The following is a 22,816-nucleotide window of genomic DNA, read 5'->3' as shown; positions in this document are numbered from 1 at the left end:
CGTCCCTTCAACCGTCCACGCGCTCCGCGATCAACGCCGCATGCGCGTGCCCGAACTCCGCTTCCGTGCCGGCGACCAGTTCCACCGCCGCGTCCACGTCGGCGGCGCGCGCGAGCCGCTCGATCTCGCGGCAACGCGCCGACAGCAAGTGCGCGCCGACGTTCGCGCTGCTCGATTTCAGCGTATGGGCGGCCAGCTTCAGCGCATCGGCGTCGCCCGCTTCGACCGCCGCATGCATGTCGCGGATCAGCCGTGGCGCATCCGCCGTGAATTGATCGATGATCCGCGTCAGGACATCGGGGCGGCCCGGCCGCTGCAGCGCGCGCAACGCATCGAGCGCCTTATGGTCGATCACGCTTGCTTCGTCATCCGGATCGATGGCGGCGCCCCCCGTCGCTTCCGGCTTCGCTTCGACGCCGCCGCCCGTCGTTGCCGCATCGGTTCCGGTAGCCGGCGCGCACGCCGCGCCGCCGACATGGCGCGCGAGCATCTGCAGCAACGCATCGCGGCGAAACGGCTTGCCGAGATAGTCGTCCATGCCGGCGGCCAGACAGCGCTCGCGGTCGCCGCTGAGCGCATTGGCCGTCAACGCGATGACCGGCATGCGCGGCGCGCCGGCTTCGGCTTCGCGACGGCGCAACTGCCGCGTCGCCTCGAAGCCGTCGAGCCGCGGCATCTGGCAGTCCATCAGCACGACGTCGAATACGTCGTCGGCCAGCCGATTCAGCGCCTGCTCGCCGTCGTCGGCCACCGCCACCTGATAGGCGGTGTCCTCCAGCATCGCGAGCGCGATCTGCTGATTCACGACGTTGTCCTCCACCAGCAGCACGCGCGCCGAAATCGCATCGAGCGGCCGGCCCGGGCCGGCGCCGGCGTCGTCGGATAGCGGTTCCGGCGAAGTCAGCCGCGGCGGCATCACGTGCATCGCCGACGCGATGGCCGTATGGAGATCGGCGCCACGAAGCGGCTTCGTCAGCCGGGCGGCGATGTCGAGTTCGTGCGCGACCAGGACGCTGTCCATCATCTCGAACGCGGTCAGCGTGATGATCCTGAGCGCACGCAACGATGGATCGCGGCGGATGTGCTGCACGAGCGAGATGCCATCCATGCCCGGCATCCGCACGTCGACGATCGCCAGATCGAACGGCGCGCCGTCGGCGACCGCCGCGCGCAACTGCGACAGTGCGTCGTCGCCGCCGATCGCCGTTGCGACGCACAGCTGCCATTCGATCGCGTGTTCGAGCAGCACGCTGCGATCGGTCTCGCTGTCGTCCACGATCAGCACCTTCAAGCCCGCGAGCGACGGTCGCGCATCGGCTGCCACGCCGACCTCGCCGGATGCCGGCTCGAACCGGGTCGTCACGGTAAACACCGAACCCTTGCCGGGCGTCGATTCGAGCGTGAGCTCGCCGCCCATCATCTCGGCCAGCTGGCGGGAAATCACCAGACCGAGCCCGGTTCCGCCGTATTTGCGCGCGATCGAGTTGTCGGCCTGCTGGAACGGCCGGAACAACTGCGCGGCCACCTCGGGCGCGATGCCGATGCCGCTGTCGGCGATCGTGAACACGATGCGGCCGTCGTCCGAATACGATGCGCCGAGCGCGACGTGCCCGTGCTCGGTGAACTTGATCGCGTTGCCCAGCAGGTTCGTGAGCACCTGGCGCAACCGCACCGGGTCGCCGCGCATCCACTCCGGAACGGTGTCGCCGCGCCGGAACTCGAGCGCAAGCGCCTTGCGTTGCGCGTTGGGCTCCAGCAGCGCGACGACATCGTCGAGCAATTGATGCAGATTGAAATCGATGCGCTCCAGCGTCAGCTTGCCCGCCTCGATCTTCGAGAAATCCAGAATGTCGTCGATGAGGACGAGCAGCGTCTGGCCCGATCGATACACGGTGTCGACGAACTTGCGCTGCTTCGACGTCAGCCGCGTGCGCTGCAGCAGTTCGGTCATGCCGAGCACGCCGTTCATCGGCGTGCGGATCTCGTGACTCATCCGCGCGAGAAACTCCGATTTCGCCGAATTCGCGGCTTCGGCCGTGGCGATCGCCGCCTGCAAGGCGACGTCGCGGCGCTCGATTTCGTCGAGCATCATGTTGAAGCCGGCAATCAGCACGGCGACTTCGTCGCTGCCTTTGTGCGTCATGCGCAACGACAGGTCGCTGCCGCTGCGAATGCGGGCCATCGTGCGCGTCAGGTTCGACAGCGGCCGCGAGATCGACGTGCCGAGCCGATGGCTGATCACCAGCCCGCCGATCGCGAGCAGGAACGATACGCCCACGATCATCAGGATCGCGGTCGCCACGGCCCGGTAGACGTCCGATACGATGCCGCGCTGCTGAAGATCGACGCGCACGGCTTCCTGCTCCGTGTAGGCCGCGAGGCGATTGGCCGTCGTGTCGACGTCCGCGACGATGCGCTGCATGGCCACGTCGTTGGACAGCATGTCGGACTTCACGGCGAGGATGCGGCGCGCGGATCCACCGAGCGCCGTGGTCAGCCCGACGACATCCTGCGCGCGCTTCGCGTTGCCCGGTCCGTCCGCGGCGAGCGCCTCGCGCAGCGCGCCGGCGGATGCGGTCAGCGCGCCGATACTCTTGCGCAGTTCGTCATCGGCGGGCTTCAGACGGTCGGCGCTGTCGCTTTGCGCGATCATGCGCAGGTCGAACGCCAATGCGTTGATGCCGCCGCTCACGACCGCCGACAGCGATGCAACCCGCGCGGCTCGCCGCCGGAATTCGATCGCGTCGTCGAGGCGCCGTCGCGCCTTGACGATCTGCAACGCGAACGGGTCCGCGATCTCCGCGAGCTTCGCGTCCAGCGCATCGAGCGACCGCAGCACCCTGTCCTCCTTCGCGCGGTAGCGGGGCGCGACGGAGGATTCGGCGAACAGGGCGCCGCGCAGCGCGACGAGGCCGTCCTGACCGTCGAGGATGTCGGCCGCCACGCGCCCCAGCGCGCTCGTCACCCCCTGTGCGGTGGCGGCATCGAGGTTCGGCGCCGCGATCGCGAGCGCATTGCGTGCGCCGTCGAGCGACGCCTGCATGCGCTCGCGCAGCGGCGCGAGCCGGTACCGGTTCGGCGCGACGTCGACGCGGCCGGCGATCGTCATGATGTCCTTGACGTTCGTGCGAACCTGATCGAGTGCATGAATCGTCCGGTTGTAGGCGGTGTTGGCCGCGAGCGCGCCGCTCACCGCCGCATCGGCATCGTCGTCCAGCCGCTCGATTTCCTTGCCGATCTCGGTCAGCAGCGTGGCGCCCCGTGCCTGCAGGCGTTCGATCAGCCGGCGCTCGGCGACGAGCTGCGCATCGCCGCGCAGGCGCTTGTCGATCCCTTCGTTCATCGAACGGAACATCGTCCGCAGGTCGGTGGACGGTTCGGCGATGCCGTGCCCGTCGATCGCGCGCACGGCGGCCGTGATGCCGGCAATCCGCTGCAATTGCGTTTCGATCTCCGACGACGACTGCTGTCGCTCCGACGCATCCTGCGCGTGCTGGAGCCGGCCGAACTCCACCGCAAGTTCCGCATAGGCGCGCTGGAGTTCGTTGCTGCGCATCTGCAGCGGCAGCGATTCCGTCGTCAGCGTGCGCACGCCGGACGCGATGCCGTGCACCGCGATCAGGCTGGTCACCGAAATCGCCACCGCCCCCAGCAGCATCAGGCTGGTGCTGGTGACGAGTTTCGCCTTGATGTCCATGCAGCCCTCCAGGATCGGGATGGCTCGGCGGCCATCCGTCCGCTCATTGCGACGGCACGACGAGCGGCGTGACGCGGCCGTGCGCGATTTCGGTGAGGAACACGTCGTTCAGCGCCTGGTGATCGTCGGTGCTCAGATTGGCCACCAGACCGCCGAGATCGAGATGCCGGATCGACTCGAGCGCCTGCTTCAGCGTCGCCCGGGTGGGTGCCGGCCCCGCGCGTTCCAGCCCGATCAGCGCGACCTTCGCGTCGAGACAACCCTCGATGTGCACCACGCCGATGTGCTCGTCCGGAAAGCGCCGCGCGATCAGCCGTGCACAGTCCCGGATCACGGGGCGCTCGCTCTGCGGCAGCGGCACGACCTGCGAAATCACCGTGCCGTTCGCTTCGTCGCCGATCAGGCGCAACAGGTCGTCGGTACCGACGAACGACACCGCCGCGAGACGGGCCGCGAAGCCTTCGCGGTGCGCCGCGCGAATGAATGCGGCGACCGGCGTATACGGGCCGACCATGACGACGACGTCGGGCCGCGCGTCGAGTACGGCAGCGAGCCCCGTGTCGACCGCCGTCGTGCCGCGGCGAAACGTGCCGGTGGCGACGACGTCGAGGCCATGGCGGCGCAGTGCGAGTTGCGTGCCGGCCAGCACCGCGAGCCCGAAGCCGTCGTCCTGGTAGAACACCGCGAAACGCTTTGCGCGGTCGTGCGCGATCAAATGATCGACCAGCGCGCGCGTTTCGTCGTCATAGCTCGCCCGGATGTTGAAGACCTCCGGAATCACCGGCCTGCGCAGCGCCATCGCGCCGCTGAATGTACCGACGAGCGGGATGCCGGCGTCCCGGATCATCGGCAGCACCGCGGTGGTTGTCGGCGTGCCGACGTAGCCGAACAGCGCGAGGACGTTGCCCCGCTCGATCATTTCCAGCGTGTTGTCCACCGTCCGGTCGGGTTCGTAGCGGTCGTCGGCGACGACGAGATCGATTTTCCGCCCGTGCACGCCGCCGTGAGCGTTCGCGTCGTCGAATACGGCTTGCGCACCGATCAACAGCCCGCGCCCGAGGCCGGCGGAATTGCCCGACTGCGCGTTGACCATGCCCAGGCGGATCGTGTCGTCGGTCACGCCGGGTTCCGATGCAAAGCCCGCGCCCTGGCCGCTCAGTGCGGTGCAGCACGCGAACAGCACCAGCACGCGCCGGCCGCCGGGACACGCGAGCGCGTGCAGTACGTTCGAGAACCAGATGCCGGAACACATCCGTGTGACTGACACACCCTCGTCCATGTTGGGCTCCCGTTCGGCACCGGTTGTTCTGATTCGATGGTGCGCCCCGCCGCATGCCGCACCGCTGCCGTGGTACGAGTCAATTAGTCATATATATAGGTGGCATCCCTTGCGACTGCAAGCCAGAGGAGCGGATCGACGCCGTTTGTCGAATCGTTTCGCTGGGGCGACGGAATGCAGGTGGACGCGATCGGGCGGGATCGCCTTCCGGCATTTCGATACAGTCGTCAGTGCGGTGATTTGTTGCGGAAATCGATGCGTCAGGGCACGGCGCGGCGATCATCTCGCGCGTTGCGAGCATCGTGAACGTCGTGGCCTTGTCGTGTCCGGACCGCCCGAGCGGCAAGCGGATTTCGGGGGCGCGCACTTCGATGTCGATGTCCTCGACAACTAGTGCGCTGTGCCGTGTCCGTGACGATGGATGAATACGCGCCAGCGTTTCGGGTTGACTGCCGCGATTCGGTCCAGTTGGAATAAGCAAAGGAATGCAAAACAAATGGACGAGGCTGATGCGGTTCGTCCGTGCGGTGTCTATCGACCGATGGGATGATTTCCGGCACGACGGTAGCAATGGAGTTCATCTACCTTGGATATGACATCGGTTTCCGATGCAATCTCCCGCTCTCAAGCCGTGATCCTTCAACTCGTGCGTCAAGTTTCAGAGGCCGCGCGCTCCGCTTAATACTGATCATCGGCTTCCCCCGCACTCCGTCAGCCTACTCCTGGGATACAGACTCCTGGCCGTCATTCGCGCCCATCGGAATGGGCGCGAGCCGATCACACCAAGTCAGGCCTGCTTGATGTAGAAAGTGACCGTCGCATTGTCTCCTGAGCCTCCGTCGTAACCGACTTTGTAACCGGCAGCGCTCACGGTTATCGAGTATCCGTTTCCGCCGTAATACGGGTTGTCCCAGTAGATCCGCAAGTTTTCGATACCGCCACCGTCGGCAAATTGATATTGAAGCTTCCCCTCGGTTCCGGTCATGAAGCCGTCGGAATCGCTCTCCCATTCCCCCGTTTGTCCATTCGGGATCTTCTCCGGCGGGTACGTGACCCATTCGCCATGCAGCAGATTGATCGATGCCGAGTCCAGAAACAACGTGCTGCCCGAGTTGTTTTGCAGCTTCACAACAGTGCTTCGTGCGGACATTTCGTTCTCCACAATAAAGTGTGATTACGCATCGCAGCCGTTTTTGAATGCATACCCCGCAATGCATTTCAAACATAGAACGCGAACATCAGCACCGAAAGCTGATACTTATGACAGCCGAATTTTATGGAATAGTTTAAGAAATTATTCAAACAATTGTGACATCAAAAATCACAACGTAAAAACCACAAAAATAGAATCGAGCAGCATTTGATTCGCAAAATTAACCGCATTGCTTCCTTAAAAATCGCACGAAACACCACGGTTTCATGACAACGACACCGCGCCGCGTTGAGAGCATGTGGCTGGCCCAGCTCCACTTTCGTGACAATCCCGCCCTGTGGATACGAAATCTGCGGCCCTGTCTTGGTGGTGTCGTGCGACCGGCTCGACATTGCGGCGTACGGCGCCATCAAAATAAGCATTTTTCAGTGAAAACTTCCCGGTCTCACATGGATTTGTTGTGTTCCGGACTGACTGCAAACATCTACACGCTGCCTACAAGAGCATACCGACAGACGACGATGGGAAATTTGAAAGCCATCAGCCAACGCGCTGATTTCATTGGCCCGCCCTACACGATTCGAACGTGTGACCTACGGCTTAGAAGGCCGTTGCTCTATCCAACTGAGCTAAGGGCGGTCGGGGAGAAAAGACACGGCCGGACACGGACCGGCATTCGGCATCGGGCTCTGAGTAACGAAGCAGCAGCAACACCGCCCACTGCCCCACGACAACTCAAATCCCGAAACCAAAACGGGCCCGGCACGAAGCCGAGCCCGAAATTATACCCGATCATCGCGCCGGATCACGCGATACCGGCGCCCGCCGCATCAAACCGGCTGCGGATGCAGCATGAACCAGCCGAGGCAGACCGCCCCGGCGATCACGCAATACACGCCGAACGACGCGAGCCGGCCGCGCCCTTCGAAATAGCGCATCAGGAACCGCACGCTGAGGTACGCGGCGATCGCCGTCAGCACCCCGCCGAGCAGCGCATCGGCGAGCTGGTCGCGCGCATGGAACAGCTTCGGCAGTTCGAGCACGCCCGCGGCAAAGATGATCGGCGTGCCGAGCAGGAACGAGAATTCCGCCGCCTTCTCCGCCGTCAGCCCGGCCGCGTTGCCGGCGATCATCGTCAGCCCGCTGCGCGAGAAGCCCGGAATCAGCGCGCCGATCTGCGCGAGCCCGACGAAGAACGCCTGCTTGAACGTCATCTTCTCGGGCGGCTGGTGCGCGCGGCTACGCTGGATGCGATCGCCGAGCCACAGCAACACGCCGTTGACGATCAGCGCGATCGCAACGATCCGCAGGTCGTGAAACACGCGTTCGATGCGCTTCTCGAGCAGCAGCCCGACGATACCGGTCGGGATCGTGCCGATGATCAGCGCCCACATCAGGTGCCCGTCGTCGTTCTTGCGACCGCCGAGCTGCGCGAAGAAACCGCCGATCAGCGCGATCCACCGCGCGCGGAAGTACCACAGCAACGCCAACGCGGTACCGAGGTGGAGCGCGACGAGGAATGGCAACAGCTGCGGCGCATGCTTGTCGATGTGCATGCCGAACAGCGCCGGCACGAGCAGCGTATGGCCGAGGCTGCTGACGGGGAAGAGTTCGGTGACGCCCTGCAGGACGCTCAGGAATACCAGAAACCAGAGGCTCACGCGTCGGTCCTTTCAGTGAAGATTAAGCGGGAAGGAAGGCGGACGACGCGATGCGCGTCCTGAAAAACGCGCCCCGATTATGCCGAGCCAGGATTACCGCGCCAAGGCATTTGGCAGGATATTGCGGCAATGCACACAAACGCTTGCAATTTGTAAGCACTCAGAAAGCAAAAAGCCCGCCATTTGCATGGCGGGCCTGTCGGTTTCGGCAGAAATTGCCGTCAGCGGCCGAGCTGATAGAAAAATAATACGGTGCTGCCGGTAAACATGCCGAACAGTGCGATTCCCATTGCCATTGCCAGATCCATGGCCCCCTCCACGAAGTGTCATGACCCGGCAACATCACCGGTTTAGAGGCATTATCCCGACGGTTGACAGCGTTAAAAACTCGCAATTTCCCGAGAAGGGTTTTCCCGGACCGCCCGCGGCCCGATAATGGAATGCACGTTGCTCCCCTCACCCGCCCAACCCGATTCGCCATGCCGATCTTCCAGCAACACGACATTCACGAACTTCATGCCGGCCCGTCGCTCGTCCGGGTCGCCCCACAATTCGGCGGCCGCCTGCTGTCCTGGCACGTCGATGGCGAACCGGTGATCTTCTGGCCGGAAACCGCCGACTGGAGCAACCTCGCCCGCGTGCGCGGCGGCAATCCGCTGCTGTTCCCGTTCCTCGGCCGCCACCGCGTCGACGGTGAAATCGGCCGCTGGCGCGATGCCGCCGGCGTGGTCCGCGACCTGCCGATGCACGGTTTCGCCCGCGATCTGCCGTTCGATGCACACCCGTCGGCCGACGGCGCCGCGCTGTCGATGACGCTCGACGCGAACGACGCGCTGCGCGCGAGCTACCCGTTCGATTTCCGGTTCGAAACGACCTACCGGCTGGCCGACGCGCATACGCTCGACGTCGCGCTGACGACGACCAATCGCGGCGACACGCCGCTGCCTTACTACGCCGGCCACCATTTCTACTTTGCGCTGCCGCACGGCGAGCGGGCCGAGACCCTCCTCGAATTGCCGCCCACCCACCGTTGCCACCAGCGTGCCGACGGCTCGATCAGCCCGCTCGAACCGGGCGAGGCCCGTTACCGTCTCGACGATGCGGACATCCTCGACCGCTTCCACTGCCTCGACGGCGAACCGTCCACGCCGGTGCGCATCGTGATGCCGGGCCGCCGCCGCACGATCGAGATCGCGCTGGACCTGCCGGGCTCGATCCCGTGGTACGCGGTCACGACGTGGACCGAAAAACCGGATTCCGACTTCTATTGCGTCGAGCCGTGGCTCGGTCTGCCCGATGCGATCCACAACGGCCGCGGGCTGCGCATGCTCGCGCCGGGCGCGACGGAAACGGCGACGCTGCGGATCCGCGTGATCCCGTTCGCCGGCTGATTCGACACGCATCGGACCGGGGCCGCTACGGCCGCGCCCGCAGCCGAAACTGCGGCGTGCGGGTCGAACCCGTTAAAATCGGACGTTTTGTGTTGCCTGCCGCGTCACGCGCGGCAGGGTTTTGCGAGGTTCAATGTTCGGAACAACAACGAAGCGACTCTTCGCAGCCGCCTGCGCCGCCCTGCTCGTCGCGTGCGGCTCCGCACCCGTCGGCCCCGGGTTCTATCGCGTCGAGCGTGGCGACACGCTGTACAAGATCGCGCGCGCGAACCGCACGTCGGTCCAGAACATCGTGCGCTGGAACCAGATGACGAACCCCGATGCGATCGAAGTCGGGCAGGTGCTGCGCGTCGCGCCGCCGCCCGGCTCGGCCACCGCATCGACGCCGTCGACCACCGGCACGGGCAGCGCGGGTCGCGCGCGGCCGGCTCCGTCCGCGCCGGTCGAATCGGCGGTGAAGCCGGCCACGAGCATTGCGCTGATCTGGCCGGCGGCCGGCAACGTGGTGCGCACGTTCGATGGCTCGAAATCGAAGGGCATCGACATCGCGAACTCGCCGGGCACGCCGGTGGTGGCGGCCGCGCCGGGCGTCGTGGTCTACGCCGGTAACGGGCTGCGCGGCTACGGCAACCTGATCATCCTGAAGCACAACGCCGATTACCTGACGGCCTACGCGCACAACCGCGCGCTGCTGGTGAAGGAAGGCCAGTCGGTCACGCAAGGGCAATCGATCGCGGAGATGGGCAACAGCGACAGCGATCGCGTCGCGCTGCATTTCGAACTGCGCTATGGCGGCCGCTCGATCGATCCGTCACGCTACCTGCCGGCGCGTTGAGCGCACGACAGACGACACACGATACCGGTGCGCATCGCGTGTCGTCACGGCGAAAACGGAAAAAATCGAGTCAGCGCTTGCGCAGACGTCCGGTGAAACGGCCGGACAACGGATCGACGTGGCGGGCAAACGCCACCAGCCCGCCGATTCCAATCAGGCTGAACCCCGCAGCTATCAGAAGCAAATCCATGATCACACCACTGTTTTGTCTTGATCTTATGCGTCATTGTGGAATCGTGCACTGAGCCCCGCCTATTGGACGAGTCCGAACATTCCCTATCAGCAAACACCATTGTGGATGCGTCCGAGTGAAATCCTGATGTAAGCCGTTCACCCAGCGCCACGTTCGACACCCAGGAGACCATGCGATGCTGCCCGCCGCCGACCGCTACGACCTGCTCCTCTCCCGCTTCCGGTGGGACATTCCGGCGCGCTACAACATCGGCGTGGACGTGTGCGACAAATGGGCCGACGGCAGCGGACGCATGGCGCTGATCCACGAAACGGCGCAAGGCGACGTTTCCCGCCTCACGTTCGACGAACTGAAGCATGCTTCTAATCGGCTCGCGAACAGCTTTGCGCGCGCGGGCCTGCGGCGCGGCGACCGGATCGGCATCTTCCTCGCGCAAGGCCCTGAAACGGCCGTCGCCCATCTCGCCGCGTACAAGTTCGGCGCGATCGCGGTACCGCTCTTCACGCTGTTCGGCGTCGACGCACTGGAGTACCGGCTCGCGAACAGCGAGGCGGCCGCGCTCGTCACCGACGCGGCCGGCTACGCGAAGATCGCGCCGCTGCGCGCGCAGCTGCCGGCGCTGCATACCGTCTACTGCATCGGCGACGACGCGCCCGACACGCCCGGCGTGCTCCGCTACGACGCGGCGCTCGCCGCCGAAGCGCCGGATTTCGTGCCGGCGGATACGGCCGCCGACGATCCGGCCGTGATCATCTACACGTCCGGCACGACGGGCAAACCGAAAGGCGCGCTGCACGCGCATCGCGTGCTGCTCGGCCACTTGCCGGGCGTCGAGATGTCGCAGCAGTGCTTCCCGCGCGACGCACGCCTGTTCTGGACGCCCGCCGACTGGGCATGGATCGGCGGGCTGCTCGACGTGCTGCTGCCGTCATGGCATCACGGCGTGCCGGTGCTCGCACGTCGCTTCGAGAAATTCGACGGCGAAGCCGCGTTCGCGCTGATGGCGCGGCACGGTGTCACCCATGCGTTCCTGCCGCCCACCGCGCTGAAGCTGATGCGTGCCGTCGCGGCGCCGCGCGAACGCTACGCGCTGTCGCTGAAATCGGTCGCAAGCGGCGGCGAATCGCTCGGCACCGAACTGACGGCGTGGGGCCGCGACGCGCTCGGCGTGACGATCAACGAGTTCTACGGGCAAACCGAGTGCAACATGGTGCTGTCGTCGTGCGCGGCGCTGTTCGATGCGCAGCCCGGCGCGATCGGCAAGGCGGTGCCCGGTCACACGGTCGCGATCGTCGATGCGGACGGCACGCCGCTGCCGCCGGGCGTCGAGGGCCGCATCGCGGTGCGCCGCCCCGACCCTGTGATGTTTCTCGAATACTGGCGCAACCCCGCCGCGACGCGCGACAAGTTCGCGGGCGACTACCTGCTCACCGGCGATACGGGCACCATCGACGCCGACGGCTTCGTGCGCTTCGTCGGCCGCGACGACGACGTGATCACGAGCGCCGGTTACCGGATCGGCCCGGGGCCGATCGAGGACTGCCTGCTCACGCATCCGGCGGTGCGGATGGCGGCCGTCGTCGGCGTGCCCGACGCCACGCGTACCGAGATCGTCAAGGCGTTCGTCGTGCTGAACCCCGGCCACGTCGGCGACGACGCTCTCGTGAGCGCGCTGCAGGCACATGTGCGCACGCGGCTCGCCGCGCACGAGTATCCGCGCGCGATCGCGTTCGTCGACAGCCTGCCGATGACCGCGACCGGCAAGATCGTGCGCCGCGCGCTGCGCGACGCATGAGCCGCCCGCCCGCGCTCGGCCCTCCCGACCGGATGGTTTATAGTGGCGCCACGCAGTCTTTCCAAGAAACCGATGTCCTCTGATCAACACCCCGTCGCGGGCGCGTCACACAGCCCGCTCTACGCCAAACTCCTCGGCGAAACCGCCAAGATCGACTGGTGCGATCTCGAACGCTTCTTCGCGCAGGGCAAGCTGCTGTCGATCGCGCGCGACCTCGATCTCGTGAGCGTCGCCGAAGCAGTCGCCAACGACGATGCCGAACAGGTCACGCGCTGGCTGTCGTCCGGCCTCGTCGCGCGCATGCCGGCCGAAACGGCTGCCGACTACGCCGCGCGCAATCCGGAGCTGTGGGCGGTCGTCGTCTCGCCGTGGGTGTGCGTGCAGGAACGCGCCTGACGCGTCCGCCATGTCCGGATCCGCGGTACCGCACGGGGCCGGCAGCGCGTCGGCCGCCGTCACGCATCGGCGCGTCCTCGCGCTCGCGTTCCCGATCGTCGTCGCGAACCTGACCCAGCCGATCCTCGGCGCCGTCGACACGGCCGTCGCCGGCCACCTCGACGGCGCGCAGTATCTCGGCGGCGTCGCGCTCGGCGGGCTCTTCTTCAATTTCGTGTTCTGGGGCTTCGGCTTCCTGCGGATGGGGACGACCGGGCTCGTCGCGCAGGCGCATGGCGCCGGCGACGCCGCCGGGATCCGCCTGAACCTGCTGCGCGCGCTGATCGTCGCGTTCGCGCTCGGCGCCGCGGTGCTTGCGCTGCAGGTGCCGCTGCTGTCGTTCGCGCTGTCCGCGTTCGGCGGCAGCGATGCCGTCCGCGCGACAGCGCTCGCGTACAGCCACGCGCGGATCTGGAGCGCGCCGTTCGCGCTCGCGAACTACGTGGTGCTCGGCTACCTGCTCGGCGTGCAGCGCGTGCGGCTCGCGCTCGTCGCGCAGGTGTTCATCAACGCGGTGAACATCGGCGCCGTGCTGCTCTACGTGTACGGCTTCGGCTGGGGTATCGCCGGCATCGGCGCCGCGACCGCCACCGCGGACGCATGCGGCTTCGCGCTCGGCGCGTGGATGCTGTGGCGGCTGCGGCCGAGCGGCCTTGCGCCGCTCGCGATGCGCGCGCTTGCCGACCGCGTCGCGCTCAAGCGGCTGATCGCGCTCAACCGCGACATCTTCCTGCGCACGCTGTGCCTGCTCGGCGCCTTCGGGTGGTTCGCGCATCTCGGCGCAAAACAGGGCGACGCGACGCTCGCCGCGAACGCGTTGCTGCTGAATTTCCAGACGTTCATGGCGTATGGCCTCGACGGCTTCGCGCATGCGGCCGAGGCGCTCGTCGGCGCGGCGGCCGGCGCGCGCGACCGCCGCGCATTTCGGCAAGCCGTACGCGTCACACTGTTCTGGTCGGCACTCGGCGCGCTGCTGTTCGCGCTCGTTTACTGGGCGGCGGGCGGCTGGATCGTCGCGCGCCTGACCGATCAGACCGAGATCCGCGCCGTCGCGCTGCGCTACCTGCCGTGGGCCGCGATCTCGCCGATCGTGTCGGTCTGGGGCTTCCTGCTCGATGGCGTGTTCATCGGCGCCACGCAGACGCAATCGCTGATGCGCGCGATGGTCGTGTCCTTGTCGATCTTCATCGTGGCCACGCTCGCCGCCGTCGGACCGTTCGGCAATCACGGCCTGTGGTTCGCGCTACTGTTGTTCATGGCGGCGCGCGGTGCGACGCTCGCGCGCCACCTGCCGGCGCTGGTGCGGCGCATTGGCGCCGACCCGGCGGTCGCTTCCGCGGCCCGTGCGTGACGGCGGGCCCGCCGGCCGTTACTGCACCGGCTTCGGCGGCGGCGCGTCGAGCATCGACGGCGGCGTCATGTCGGTCGGCACGCCGTGATAGTCGGCCGGGTCTTCCGGCGGGTGGCCGCGGCGCGCCTGGCGAGGATCGCTGCTGCAGGCGGCAAGGAGGGATGCGGCCAGCACGGCCAGCAGGAAACGGGTCATCAGGGAGGGCTCCGGAAAACGGCGCGCCCATCGCGCGCCGGAACCGCGCCGAGTCTAGCGGAAATCCGGTTTCGGGGTTGCGCCGCGCATGTCCTACTATGTACGCATGGCGCTGTGCCGTCGAAAGGAGGCTGCCATGTCGTCTGAGGAAATTGCGGGCCTGATCGGCCTGATCATCGGTCTGATGGTGCTGGTCGCCCTGTCGTACTTCGAATCGCGCGAATACAAGCGCAGCCACGGAGGCGAAGGGATGATCCACCACTGGATGACGGAACACCACCTGCTCGACTGGCGGCGCAAGCACTGAGCGCGCCGCTGCCGGCCGGTCCCGCCTCGGGTCGTCGCGAACGTGCCGCTCTGCGGCACGGTGATCGCTGCGTGCCGCCGAAATTATCGGGGCCGGACATGCATGCATGGACCGGACACACGAACGCCGTCGCGCGGCTAACGTGCGACGGCGTTCGCTTGCGTGCGCCGCACCTGACCGGCGCGACGCGATTCGGACCGTTCAGCCCAGGAAGTGGCGGGCGTAGCGCGCGTTGATGTCCGACAGACGGAACAGCGTCAGGAAATCCGCGCAGTTGAAGTCGGGATCCCAGGCCGGGGCGCCGCAGATCTTCGCGCCGAGACGCAGATAACCCTTGATCAGCGGCGGCGGCGCGACGACGGTGCCCGTCTGCAGTTCGTCGACCGGCAACGCCGTGTGCGGGAACGCGCGATACTCGGGTGCCGTCAGCGCGCCTGCCGACAGCGACTGGTACAGGTTCGCCGCATAGTGGCCGCCATCGGCCATCGACACGCTCGCGCAGCCGAGCATCGTTTCGTAGCCGTTCTGCATCATGTATGCGCCCAGGCCGCCCCACAGCGCCATGATGACGGCGCCGCTCCGGTAGTCGGTGTGCACGCACGAGCGGCCGACCTCGACCATCTTGCCGCGCAGATGCGTAAGGCGTGACAGGTCGAATTCGCCTTCCGCGTACAGGCGGCCGACACGCGCCGCCTGGTGCGGCGGCAGCACGCGGTACGTGCCGACGACTTTCAGCGTGTCGAGATCGCGGACCAGCAGATGATCGCAATACGCGTCGAACGGATCGACGTCGAGACCGGACGGACCGCTGACCTGCGCACCCATCTCTTCAGCGAACACGCTGTAGCGAAGGCGCTGGGCTTCGCGCAATTCGTCTTCCGTACGCGCCCATGCGGCGCGCAGGCGATACTCCGATGTGACGGTTTCACTGGCGCGCGGCAGATGGCGCCGCGACGTGTCGAGGGGCAGCGAGGCAAAAGGGAGCGTAGGCGTCGGCAGTTCTCGCATTAGGCTTTCCTGATCGTAAGGAATAGGACGACATGCCCGCCAATGTAGTAACCGGCCGTGACCGTTATGTGGCACGACCGTGTCCTTTCAATGACGTGTCGCCGAATTGACTTTAGCAGAAAGCTTGCAAAACCGTATGACCAATCCCTTCAAACCTGCTCAGTCGGGCTTTACACCAGTTCGGGCGTCAGTACCGCCCGCAGCACGGCCTGCGGGCTGCCGTCGCGCGTGCGGCTCGCCAGCCACACGATTCCGCCCTTCCTGACGCTCCAGCCGTCGTCGCCGCCGGCGACGAGCTGCGCGGCGACGCTGCCGAGCGTCGGCTGGTGGCCGACGATCACGACCGTCGGCGCGATGCCTTCCGGCCAGCCGGCCGCCGTGAGCACGTCGTCGACGCTGCCGCCCGGCGCGAGCGCGTCGACGGTCCGGTACTGGTCGGTCAGCGCCTCGACGGTCTGCACGGTGCGCGCCGCCGGGCTCGCGAGAATCACGGTATTCGTCTCGAGGCGGCCGCGCAGCCATTTGGCCATCGCCTGCGCGTCCTTGCGGCCGCGCACGGTCAACTGGCGCGCGAGATCGCTCGTCGCGTAGTCTTCGGCTTCGGCGTGGCGCCACAGGATCAGGTTCATCATGATGTTCTCCTTGCGTCGGCAGGCGGCCGCACGCGAATGCCTGCGGGGCGGCCGATCATCAAGGGAATTGTCGCAAATCGTGGCAGATTCGCCGCCGCGGCATTTACCCGCATATCGTGATTGACCGAATCAGTCGTTCAACGTTATTATCTCTGGCTCGTCGGAGCGTAGCGCAGCCTGGTAGCGCATCTGATTTGGGATCAGAGGGTCGAAGGTTCGAATCCTTTCGCTCCGACCAAGGGAATCAAGGGGTTAGCGTAAGCTAACCCCTTTTTCTTTACTCGGTCCACGCTAGGTAACCCGATCCAGCCTAGGTCAATCTACATTGATCCATTTCGGCCCGGCCAATTTCCTCCCTGCTCTCCTCCTCTCGGAACGATCCAGCCAAGTTTTCGATGTGATTCCAGCGTTTATGGGGCCGGAAACTCCGATTGCCACCAGAGTGCAGTCCGGGGGCTGCGACGCCAAAGATACTGACCGCAGATCATGCCGATGTGCCGCCACACGCATGGCCCGAGCGCCCCTTCGCCATCCTCGTCTTGACACGCCTCCGGATACGACGGCTCGCCGACGTATTTGGCTGGGATTAAACAACGGCCCCCGGCTCGCCACGCTGGAGCGAATAGCCGCGACTTCCCCACGTTGTCGTCCCGCACGTTCATCACGGTGCGCATGACGCCTGGCGTCTTGCCGGCCGCCCTGGCCGCTTCAATCCGCTCCCTCTGGATCGCGCGCGGCAGGAAGCCGAAGTTGGCGATCAGCGGCTTGAACTGGTCGTCTACGTAGCCGACGATCGGCACGTCGTAGTCCTGACGGATCTGCGGCTTCCACGGCGTGCAGTGGTACGGCCCCCGAAAACTGTCGATCTTGATCGCTCTGGCCCGGATCCTCGCCCGGCGCTACCTAGTTCGCGCACATCCCGGAGATACCTCCAATGATCCGTGCCTTGTTCAGTAGCGGTCATACGAGACTCGATATCAGATGGCAGCCACACGTGGCGCGATGGCCGTGACGCGCGATTGGAAGGCCGTCATCCATCATCGATCCGCCACCCTCTTCGATGACGTTGGGTGATACGTCAGGATGCCGAGGGCACGACACATAGTCGCCTTTTCGCGCGACGTAACGGCCGTCAAAAGACATTGTCGAAGAGGCTGTAATGACCTTGCCTTCGTGATCAGTGTCATCGTGAAGGCGGATTAAATTTATCATGATATTTCGTCGTGACGAAGAAATGACTCTAATTTTCTGTTTTGCAAGAGGAGAATGAATTTGGGATGGCGACTATCTTAATATTGTCGTCGACAATGAATTTCCGCTGCCGGCACTCGGCAGGCTTTCCGTTTGATGCGTCGATATAGTATTTTGCGACAAGCATCTTGCTCTCTGCCTTGCTTAGCAATTCGGTGATATATGATCTGCCATCCTGGGTTTTGTTAGGCGCTTTGCCGTTTGACGAAAACATATCCAGGGAGTTTAAATCCCTTCCCGTCGAAATGTCTGATAAAGTGTAGTAACGACACTCCATGCCGCAACTATGGACCCCGATGTGATATTTTCCCGCGAAATTTATTACAGGAGGCCCCACTAGCTTGCCATCATCATCCCGCCAGCCGGAATCGGTTTTTTTGTAATACTTCGGTATATGGAGGGCACCTCGATAAAGAGTGGAAGGATGATTTGCGAAATCGACATCCTGCCCCCAGCACAAGGCATGGCTCATTGCTGCAACTACAATGGCAAATTTCAGTAAAATATCGCTCTTCATTGTTCGTTTTTTATTTAATCAAATCATCAAGACCACCAACAGGAACTGCCAGATCACTATTTCCCGCTAGCTCGTCCGTCACATATTTTTCAAAATGCTCCCTCACTGATTTCATGTTGACGCCGCCTTGACCATACTGATCGCCTGGCAGGCTGGCCCACTCGTTATTAGCATGATGCGTGAAGATTGCTCGCTCCAAATCAGCATTTTTCACGTCATCAAGACAATTTCTTTTGTATTTCATGATCGCAACAATATATCTATCTTGAGAAATTGGAGAGAAATCTTTAACCTTTGCCAATCTTCTGGTAAGCGCGTCACCAGCACCGTCGTGACGGAGTTATCGATTACCCCATCGATTGGTCGCGAGTCGCATCAACGCGGCGTTGGCAGCACGCAAATCGAATAGCTCCGGGTCGAATCCTGGGCCGACCCATTGACGATAGTTATCCGCTTCTTCGCTGTCAGGACTGTCGCGCAACGTGGTCAGGAACGTTTCATACCCTGGCGCACCGCCGACGTCTTCCGGTGGGCAAGCGCGAGCACCATCGATCACCCTGGACTCGCCCCACGACTCGTCTGCAATCGTCTCAACGCTTTCGACCACGATCTCGTGATCCCAGCCGTCTCCGAAGTCATAGCGGTAGAGAATGCGCGAGTCAGGTCGCAGGACTTTGTTCAGTTTGGTTTTCCGGTCGTCGAATGTCTTCGATCGATCCATGAACTCTAGTGCCGCATCGACATCGAACATGGCGTAGGTTTTGCCGTCGATCAGGAAGTCGTGCATGTGTGTGCTTTCCCATCCGAAGGCTGCTTGCAGAATGTGGTGTAACTTGCGCAGCGAGTCGGGTCCTTCGACTGTGATCCGGCGCCAGATAGGCGGTTGGATATACAGTAATTGCACGTGCAAGGTATAGCGCTGGAACGACTTGGCCATCTGATCTCCGAGGTCTGGGCATCAGTGGCATTATCCCTTCACGGCGTGGGAGGGGTCACCGTCCAGGGCAGCAGTTCGTCGATTCGGTTGATCGGGTGAGCGGCGATGCGCGCCAGGACATGACGCAGGTACGCCTCGGGATCGATACCATTGAGCTTGGCCGTGCCGATCAGGCTGTAAATCGCGGCCGCACGTTCGCCGCCGGAATCCGCGCCGGCGAACAGGTAGTTTCGTCGGCCCAGGGCAACGCCGCGCAGTGCCCGTTCGACCGGCAGATTGTCGATTTCCAATTGTCCGTCGTCACAGTAGCGAGTCAATGCTTCCCACCGGTTCAGGACATAGAGGATGGCCTGACTCGTGTCCGATTTGCGCGAGAGTGTTGCCAGCGCGGGGTTTAGCCACACATGGAACTGTTCGAGTAATGGTTTGGCGTTCGTCTGCCGGTGCGCTTGCCGCTCGTCTGGCGGTTTCCCCCGGATCGCTTCTTCGACCTCGTAGAGCGCGCCGATGCGTTCCAGCGCTTCCTTGTTCAGCGCGTTGGGCCGCGCCGCGTACAGATCATAGAACTTGCGCCGGGCATGCGCCCAGCAAGCCGCCTCAAGTACCTTGCCGGTCTCGTAGATCTTCTGATAGCCGCCATAGGCATCGGCCTGCAGCGTCCCCTTGAACTTGGCCAGATGCTGTTGCGGATGCTCGCCTTTGCGATCAGGGGTGTAGGCGAACCAGACTGCCGGTGGCGCCTTGTCGCCCGAGTATCGGTCATCGCGCACATAGACCCACAGCCGCCCGGTTTTCGTCTTGCCATTGCCCGGCGCGAGCACCGGAACTGGCGTATCGTCGGCGTGCAGCTTCGTGGCTGCCATTACATGCAGGCGCAGCGCATCGACCAGCGGTTGCAGTAGCTTGGCACTGTGCCCCACCCATTTCGCCAGCAACGAGCGATCCAGTTCCACGCCTTCTCGGACCAGATTCGCATTCAGGCCGTGCTCCATTGCCAGGCGCGCGACCGACACGCCGGGCTCGCATGCCAGCCTGGCCATCTCGCGCCGGAATTCGAGCGGGTGATTCGGGATGCCTTTGCGGCCAATCCTCTTTGGTGCTTCTGTTGTCAAAGTAGTCCCCGCTACTTGAAGTGGTGGGGACTACTTTGGCAATTTCTGGTCAGGCCGTCGAGACGGTGCTGGAGACTCGCTTACTGCAGACCGGACGCCACACCGGATCGGGCTCGCACGCCTGCTCACGGTCCACAATCCGGCATGTAAATCCGAGCTAAGTCGATCACCGAGGTGACACTAGTCTCCGACCTGCGTAGCGGTGCTGCCAATCAACATGCAACCGCATTCGGTGTGGTGGCCATGTAGCGCCACACGCTCGCCGCCAATTGTCAATGTTGGATGTGCTTCAATGATCTTGTTAATGCCGTGCGATTTGCCATCGGGATATTTCTCTGGGCAGTCAACGAGATCGTGCAGACGAGCAATCGCCTTACCTCCAATCGTATGGATATCCGAGCCGCTGATCACGCGCCCCCCATGCGATGTCATATCTCCGACCACGATGATAGCTAGTGCCATTTTGCACCTCAACAAAGTTGAGAACGAGTTTCTGCGTGTTGTCTGGACAGAGGTGCGCGTGCATCAATCACCTTCTTGATTGGATTCCTCGTCGGGATAAGACGGGTAGGCGTTTGCTATCCTACCTTTGATGTAGGCTATGCGGCCGTTATATGCTTTCATCAAACAAGCGTTATCACTACAGGAATTCCGTACTGTCCTGATCCAGTTGATTTGATTCAGTCTCACTGGATCTTGGTATGAAATTTCTTTCGAATTGGTCAGCATCATCGCAACGTAGCCACGATTGACGGTCGCATCGAGTTTAATCAGATCTGGATTCTTGCATATAAGGTGTTCGACATTCGTTGCGGCTTTACTGCAGTCGAAACTTTGCTCCGCATTTGCTGGCGCATGGGTCTGACGCGCGAAGGCGTACGCCCAAGAACCGTCGAGCAACACCATCTCGTCCTGCGATCGATAGATCATCGCGGATCGGAGGCCCGAGCAGAGCGGTGCGTCGACATCACCCAGAATATAGGTATCAGTCAGCGCCGCGCCTTTCGCATGGAACTTCGCGCTCAGAAAGGCATTGAATTTGTCTCTGGAACCGAACGAGTGAGAGATGACCGGGTCGACATAGAAGTTCATTTTCTTGTCGATCTTTACGTTGCAACTGTGCCCGGTGTAATGAAGTGCAAACGCACTGTCATCGAAAGTGAGAAAAGCTGCGGTCTGGGGATTGACCGGAAAGGGCAACTGGTGTGTGTCATGTCCTTGTTCGAACTGCGCTGCACCTATCATTCGATATATTTCCTCGGCCGATGCATGCGCCGGCCCAAAGACCACCGACATCAGGAGGATTAAGCTCAGTGTGATTTTCTTCATAAAAAAAGACATCGTTCGTTTAATGGTTTGAATTGTAAGTGCCAAGGCAAAACATGTCGTGCTCTCGTTCGCGGCGCGTCTTGTTTTCGATATCCAGGAATTCGACAGGTGCTCCAGTGTAGTCACCGTTGTTCAGTTTACGACACAGACTTGGCGCTTTGCTCAGACTGCCCATGTTAAAGGCGAGCGAGACCAGTGCATCGTACTCGTGCTGGTAGAGGGGTACACTGATCGCATTCTTGACACGACCTTCGATCACCGCGACATCGTTGTCAAAAAGTGTCTGAGCCTCAGCAACGGTTATCTTGCTCGACATTGCAATGTACCCGTTCGCCGCACAACTGCTTTCGGCAATCAGGTGACCCCAGCCAACCGTGCAGTAGCCCTTACTGTCGTTGTAATAGTAAGTATTTGCCTTCGCAGTGTCATAGTGCACACCCTCCCACCCCTTGATAAATGCCTTGCCTTGATCCGAAATTTTCAATTGCGCTATCGGGATCCGTTGACCAGTAGGCTTGAGCGGAGGGGCATCGAGAAATGTCGCCTTGTAGCCCTCCTGCAGAATCGCAAGCGAATCGATCAAGTCGCTGCGACGCTGGAACGGAGCGGCCAACGATGATCCGTTCAGTTTCGAGTGGGGATCGAATCCGAGAGCGCCCGAATACGTCTCGAAATGGAGCATCGACACATTTTCGCTTCCGACGACATGCAGCGGGGTACCGTTGCCCTTCAACAGCACTCCGCTGTTAGCAAGAACTTGCCCCTGGCTTACTGTGTCTCCGATTTTCACCTTTGTGGACGATGGATCGACTTCGCCGTACAAAGCGATAAACTCTCGGCCATCAGAGGTCTTGTGATGAATACTGATTTGCCAAGTTTGGCAATAGAAAAATTCGCATTTGATAACAACACCCGGTGCAATCGCTACGATCGGAGTGTGTGCCTGCACGTAAAGGTCGCGGGCCGCATGCTTCCGACCGCCAGCGCGATTCGCACCAAATCTTGCTTGATCATGACCACCGCCATGTAAAGGTTTGGTCCATGTATAGTCCGACGACGTCGTTCCGTATACGCCACCCTCGTCATTTAGCGGGCGGGTTTGTATCGGAAAAATTATAGGTGCAGCGCCCTGACGAGGTACCGAAGTCGGCGCTCCGCTATCGTTGTTCGGATGATCGTTCTGCGGTGGGCTACCCGGTGGATTTGGTTTCTTTGGCGTCGGCTCATCCGATTTCCGAGTCTCGGCCGGGGGGACCTTCAATTTTTGGCCTACGACGATGAGGTCTGATTTCAGTCCGTTCACCCGCTTGAGCAAATCAACGCTCGTATGATATTTCTTCGCGATTGTCGTCAGATTGTCGTGCGACTTGACAACGTAAGTGCCGCGCCAGTAATTGCCTTTCGCCGTATCGTCGACTTTGGTCGGCAACTCATGCTTGGTCTTCGGACTGGTCAGATTGAAGTAGGCCTGGGACAGAGACGCGTTCAAACGCGCGACTTCCTTCATCGTATCGCTAGTCCAACGCTTCACATGCACAGATAGCGCAGTGCCCATTTGAACCGAGAACCGGATGGCACCCTCCGCATTTGTCGATGCGGCGTGATAGACCTGATTCGCGCGGTCTTCCATACCCTTGATCTCGATTTTCAAATCCTGGATCGGTCGGCCAAAGTGATCCTTGAAATAGACCGTTACGGCGGACAGAGGATCAGTGTTGGTATTCGGGGCGGTCATGAT

Annotated in this window: 21 protein-coding genes, 2 tRNA genes and 1 pseudogene; 7 read left to right on the top strand and 17 right to left on the bottom strand. The window is 62.8% G+C overall.

The window, feature by feature from the left end; genetic code table 11:
* Nucleotides 1-7: 7 nt before the first annotated feature.
* From CFB52_RS06570 to CFB52_RS06545, 5 genes are all read right to left on the bottom strand, one after another.
* Nucleotides 8-3,697, bottom strand: a complete 3,690-nt coding sequence (locus CFB52_RS06570) for a response regulator (RefSeq protein ID WP_099316277.1) — start codon at nucleotides 3,695-3,697, stop codon at nucleotides 8-10.
* Between the two features lie 43 nt (nucleotides 3,698-3,740).
* Nucleotides 3,741-4,964, bottom strand: a complete 1,224-nt coding sequence (locus CFB52_RS06565; protein WP_257220030.1) for an ABC transporter substrate-binding protein — start codon at nucleotides 4,962-4,964, stop codon at nucleotides 3,741-3,743.
* A 799-nt stretch (nucleotides 4,965-5,763) separates the two neighbouring features.
* Nucleotides 5,764-6,126, bottom strand: a complete 363-nt coding sequence (locus CFB52_RS06560; protein ID WP_059574313.1) for an aegerolysin family protein — start codon at nucleotides 6,124-6,126, stop codon at nucleotides 5,764-5,766.
* Nucleotides 6,127-6,691: 565 nt separating this feature from the next.
* A tRNA-Arg gene (locus tag CFB52_RS06550) sits at nucleotides 6,692-6,768 on the bottom strand.
* A 191-nt stretch (nucleotides 6,769-6,959) separates the two neighbouring features.
* On the bottom strand, nucleotides 6,960-7,790 hold the full coding sequence (locus CFB52_RS06545; protein WP_060318093.1) for an undecaprenyl-diphosphate phosphatase: 831 nt from the start codon (nucleotides 7,788-7,790) through the stop codon (nucleotides 6,960-6,962).
* 479 nt (nucleotides 7,791-8,269) lie between these two features.
* On the opposite strand from CFB52_RS06545, the gene CFB52_RS06540 reads away from it, so the two are divergent.
* The 5 genes from CFB52_RS06540 (at nucleotide 8,270) to CFB52_RS06520 (ending at nucleotide 13,790) form a co-directional block, all read left to right on the top strand.
* Nucleotides 8,270-9,181, top strand: a complete 912-nt coding sequence (locus CFB52_RS06540) for an aldose epimerase (RefSeq protein WP_099316275.1) — start codon at nucleotides 8,270-8,272, stop codon at nucleotides 9,179-9,181.
* Between the two features lie 133 nt (nucleotides 9,182-9,314).
* On the top strand, nucleotides 9,315-10,016 hold the full coding sequence (locus tag CFB52_RS06535) for a peptidoglycan DD-metalloendopeptidase family protein (protein ID WP_059573851.1): 702 nt from the start codon (nucleotides 9,315-9,317) through the stop codon (nucleotides 10,014-10,016).
* Between the two features lie 368 nt (nucleotides 10,017-10,384).
* The gene (locus CFB52_RS06530; protein WP_099316274.1) at nucleotides 10,385-12,004 is read left to right on the top strand and encodes an acyl-CoA synthetase; all 1,620 of its coding nucleotides are present in this window, start codon (nucleotides 10,385-10,387) and stop codon (nucleotides 12,002-12,004) included.
* Between the two features lie 72 nt (nucleotides 12,005-12,076).
* The gene (locus CFB52_RS06525; protein ID WP_089464676.1) at nucleotides 12,077-12,400 is read left to right on the top strand and encodes a DUF2288 domain-containing protein; all 324 of its coding nucleotides are present in this window, start codon (nucleotides 12,077-12,079) and stop codon (nucleotides 12,398-12,400) included.
* 10 nt (nucleotides 12,401-12,410) lie between these two features.
* Nucleotides 12,411-13,790, top strand: coding sequence for an MATE family efflux transporter (locus CFB52_RS06520; RefSeq protein ID WP_099316273.1), 1,380 nt, complete (start codon nucleotides 12,411-12,413; stop codon nucleotides 13,788-13,790).
* Nucleotides 13,791-13,808: 18 nt separating this feature from the next.
* On the opposite strand, the gene CFB52_RS34560 is transcribed toward CFB52_RS06520, so the two are convergent.
* A complete protein-coding gene (locus CFB52_RS34560; RefSeq protein ID WP_089464674.1) occupies nucleotides 13,809-13,985 on the bottom strand; it encodes a hypothetical protein in 177 nt (58 codons plus the stop codon).
* A gap of 136 nt (nucleotides 13,986-14,121) precedes the next feature.
* On the opposite strand from CFB52_RS34560, the gene CFB52_RS34165 reads away from it, so the two are divergent.
* Nucleotides 14,122-14,292 carry a hypothetical protein gene (locus CFB52_RS34165; protein ID WP_167351607.1) on the top strand — a complete coding sequence of 57 codons (171 nt, stop codon included), beginning with the start codon at nucleotides 14,122-14,124 and terminating at the stop codon, nucleotides 14,290-14,292.
* 201 nt (nucleotides 14,293-14,493) lie between these two features.
* Here CFB52_RS34165 and CFB52_RS06510 read toward each other — a convergent pair whose 3' ends face one another.
* Both CFB52_RS06510 and sixA read right to left on the bottom strand, forming a co-directional pair.
* Entirely contained in the window at nucleotides 14,494-15,300 is an 807-nt protein-coding gene (locus tag CFB52_RS06510) for a GNAT family N-acetyltransferase (RefSeq protein WP_059644266.1), read from the bottom strand.
* A 170-nt stretch (nucleotides 15,301-15,470) separates the two neighbouring features.
* On the bottom strand, nucleotides 15,471-15,932 hold the full coding sequence (gene sixA, locus CFB52_RS06505; protein WP_059644263.1) for a phosphohistidine phosphatase SixA: 462 nt from the start codon (nucleotides 15,930-15,932) through the stop codon (nucleotides 15,471-15,473).
* Nucleotides 15,933-16,093: 161 nt separating this feature from the next.
* On the opposite strand from sixA, the gene CFB52_RS06500 reads away from it, so the two are divergent.
* Nucleotides 16,094-16,170, top strand: a tRNA-Pro gene (locus CFB52_RS06500).
* 172 nt (nucleotides 16,171-16,342) lie between these two features.
* Here the strand turns inward: CFB52_RS06500 and CFB52_RS06495 are convergent.
* The 9 genes and pseudogenes from CFB52_RS06495 to CFB52_RS06460 form a co-directional block, all read right to left on the bottom strand.
* The gene (locus tag CFB52_RS06495) at nucleotides 16,343-16,732 is read right to left on the bottom strand and encodes a hypothetical protein (RefSeq protein WP_089464671.1); all 390 of its coding nucleotides are present in this window, start codon (nucleotides 16,730-16,732) and stop codon (nucleotides 16,343-16,345) included.
* A gap of 160 nt (nucleotides 16,733-16,892) precedes the next feature.
* Nucleotides 16,893-17,144 carry a PAAR domain-containing protein gene (locus CFB52_RS06490; RefSeq protein WP_081066582.1) on the bottom strand — a complete coding sequence of 84 codons (252 nt, stop codon included), beginning with the start codon at nucleotides 17,142-17,144 and terminating at the stop codon, nucleotides 16,893-16,895.
* Nucleotides 17,145-17,172: 28 nt separating this feature from the next.
* Nucleotides 17,173-17,700: a hypothetical protein gene (locus CFB52_RS06485; protein WP_257220027.1), complete on the bottom strand. Its 528-nt coding sequence runs from the start codon at nucleotides 17,698-17,700 to the stop codon at nucleotides 17,173-17,175.
* A 10-nt stretch (nucleotides 17,701-17,710) separates the two neighbouring features.
* Nucleotides 17,711-17,944 (bottom strand): hypothetical protein, encoded by a 234-nt coding sequence (locus CFB52_RS34155; protein ID WP_180278193.1) that lies wholly within the window; start codon nucleotides 17,942-17,944, stop codon nucleotides 17,711-17,713.
* A 96-nt stretch (nucleotides 17,945-18,040) separates the two neighbouring features.
* On the bottom strand, nucleotides 18,041-18,637 hold the full coding sequence (locus CFB52_RS06480) for a plasmid pRiA4b ORF-3 family protein (protein ID WP_059573857.1): 597 nt from the start codon (nucleotides 18,635-18,637) through the stop codon (nucleotides 18,041-18,043).
* 38 nt (nucleotides 18,638-18,675) lie between these two features.
* Nucleotides 18,676-19,599, bottom strand: a pseudogene (locus CFB52_RS06475) (IS66 family transposase); the annotation flags it as partial.
* A gap of 330 nt (nucleotides 19,600-19,929) precedes the next feature.
* Nucleotides 19,930-20,211, bottom strand: coding sequence for a PAAR domain-containing protein (locus CFB52_RS06470; RefSeq protein WP_081066583.1), 282 nt, complete (start codon nucleotides 20,209-20,211; stop codon nucleotides 19,930-19,932).
* Between the two features lie 63 nt (nucleotides 20,212-20,274).
* A complete protein-coding gene (locus tag CFB52_RS06465) occupies nucleotides 20,275-21,078 on the bottom strand; it encodes a lysozyme inhibitor LprI family protein (protein ID WP_230951118.1) in 804 nt (267 codons plus the stop codon).
* A gap of 19 nt (nucleotides 21,079-21,097) precedes the next feature.
* A complete protein-coding gene (locus tag CFB52_RS06460) occupies nucleotides 21,098-22,813 on the bottom strand; it encodes a glycoside hydrolase family protein (protein ID WP_059573859.1) in 1,716 nt (571 codons plus the stop codon).
* Nucleotides 22,814-22,816 lie beyond the last annotated feature (3 nt).

Source organism: Burkholderia sp. AU18528 (assembly GCF_002223215.2).
GTDB lineage: Bacteria > Pseudomonadota > Gammaproteobacteria > Burkholderiales > Burkholderiaceae > Burkholderia > Burkholderia semiarida.
This window is presented reverse-complemented; position numbering and strand designations above follow the sequence as displayed.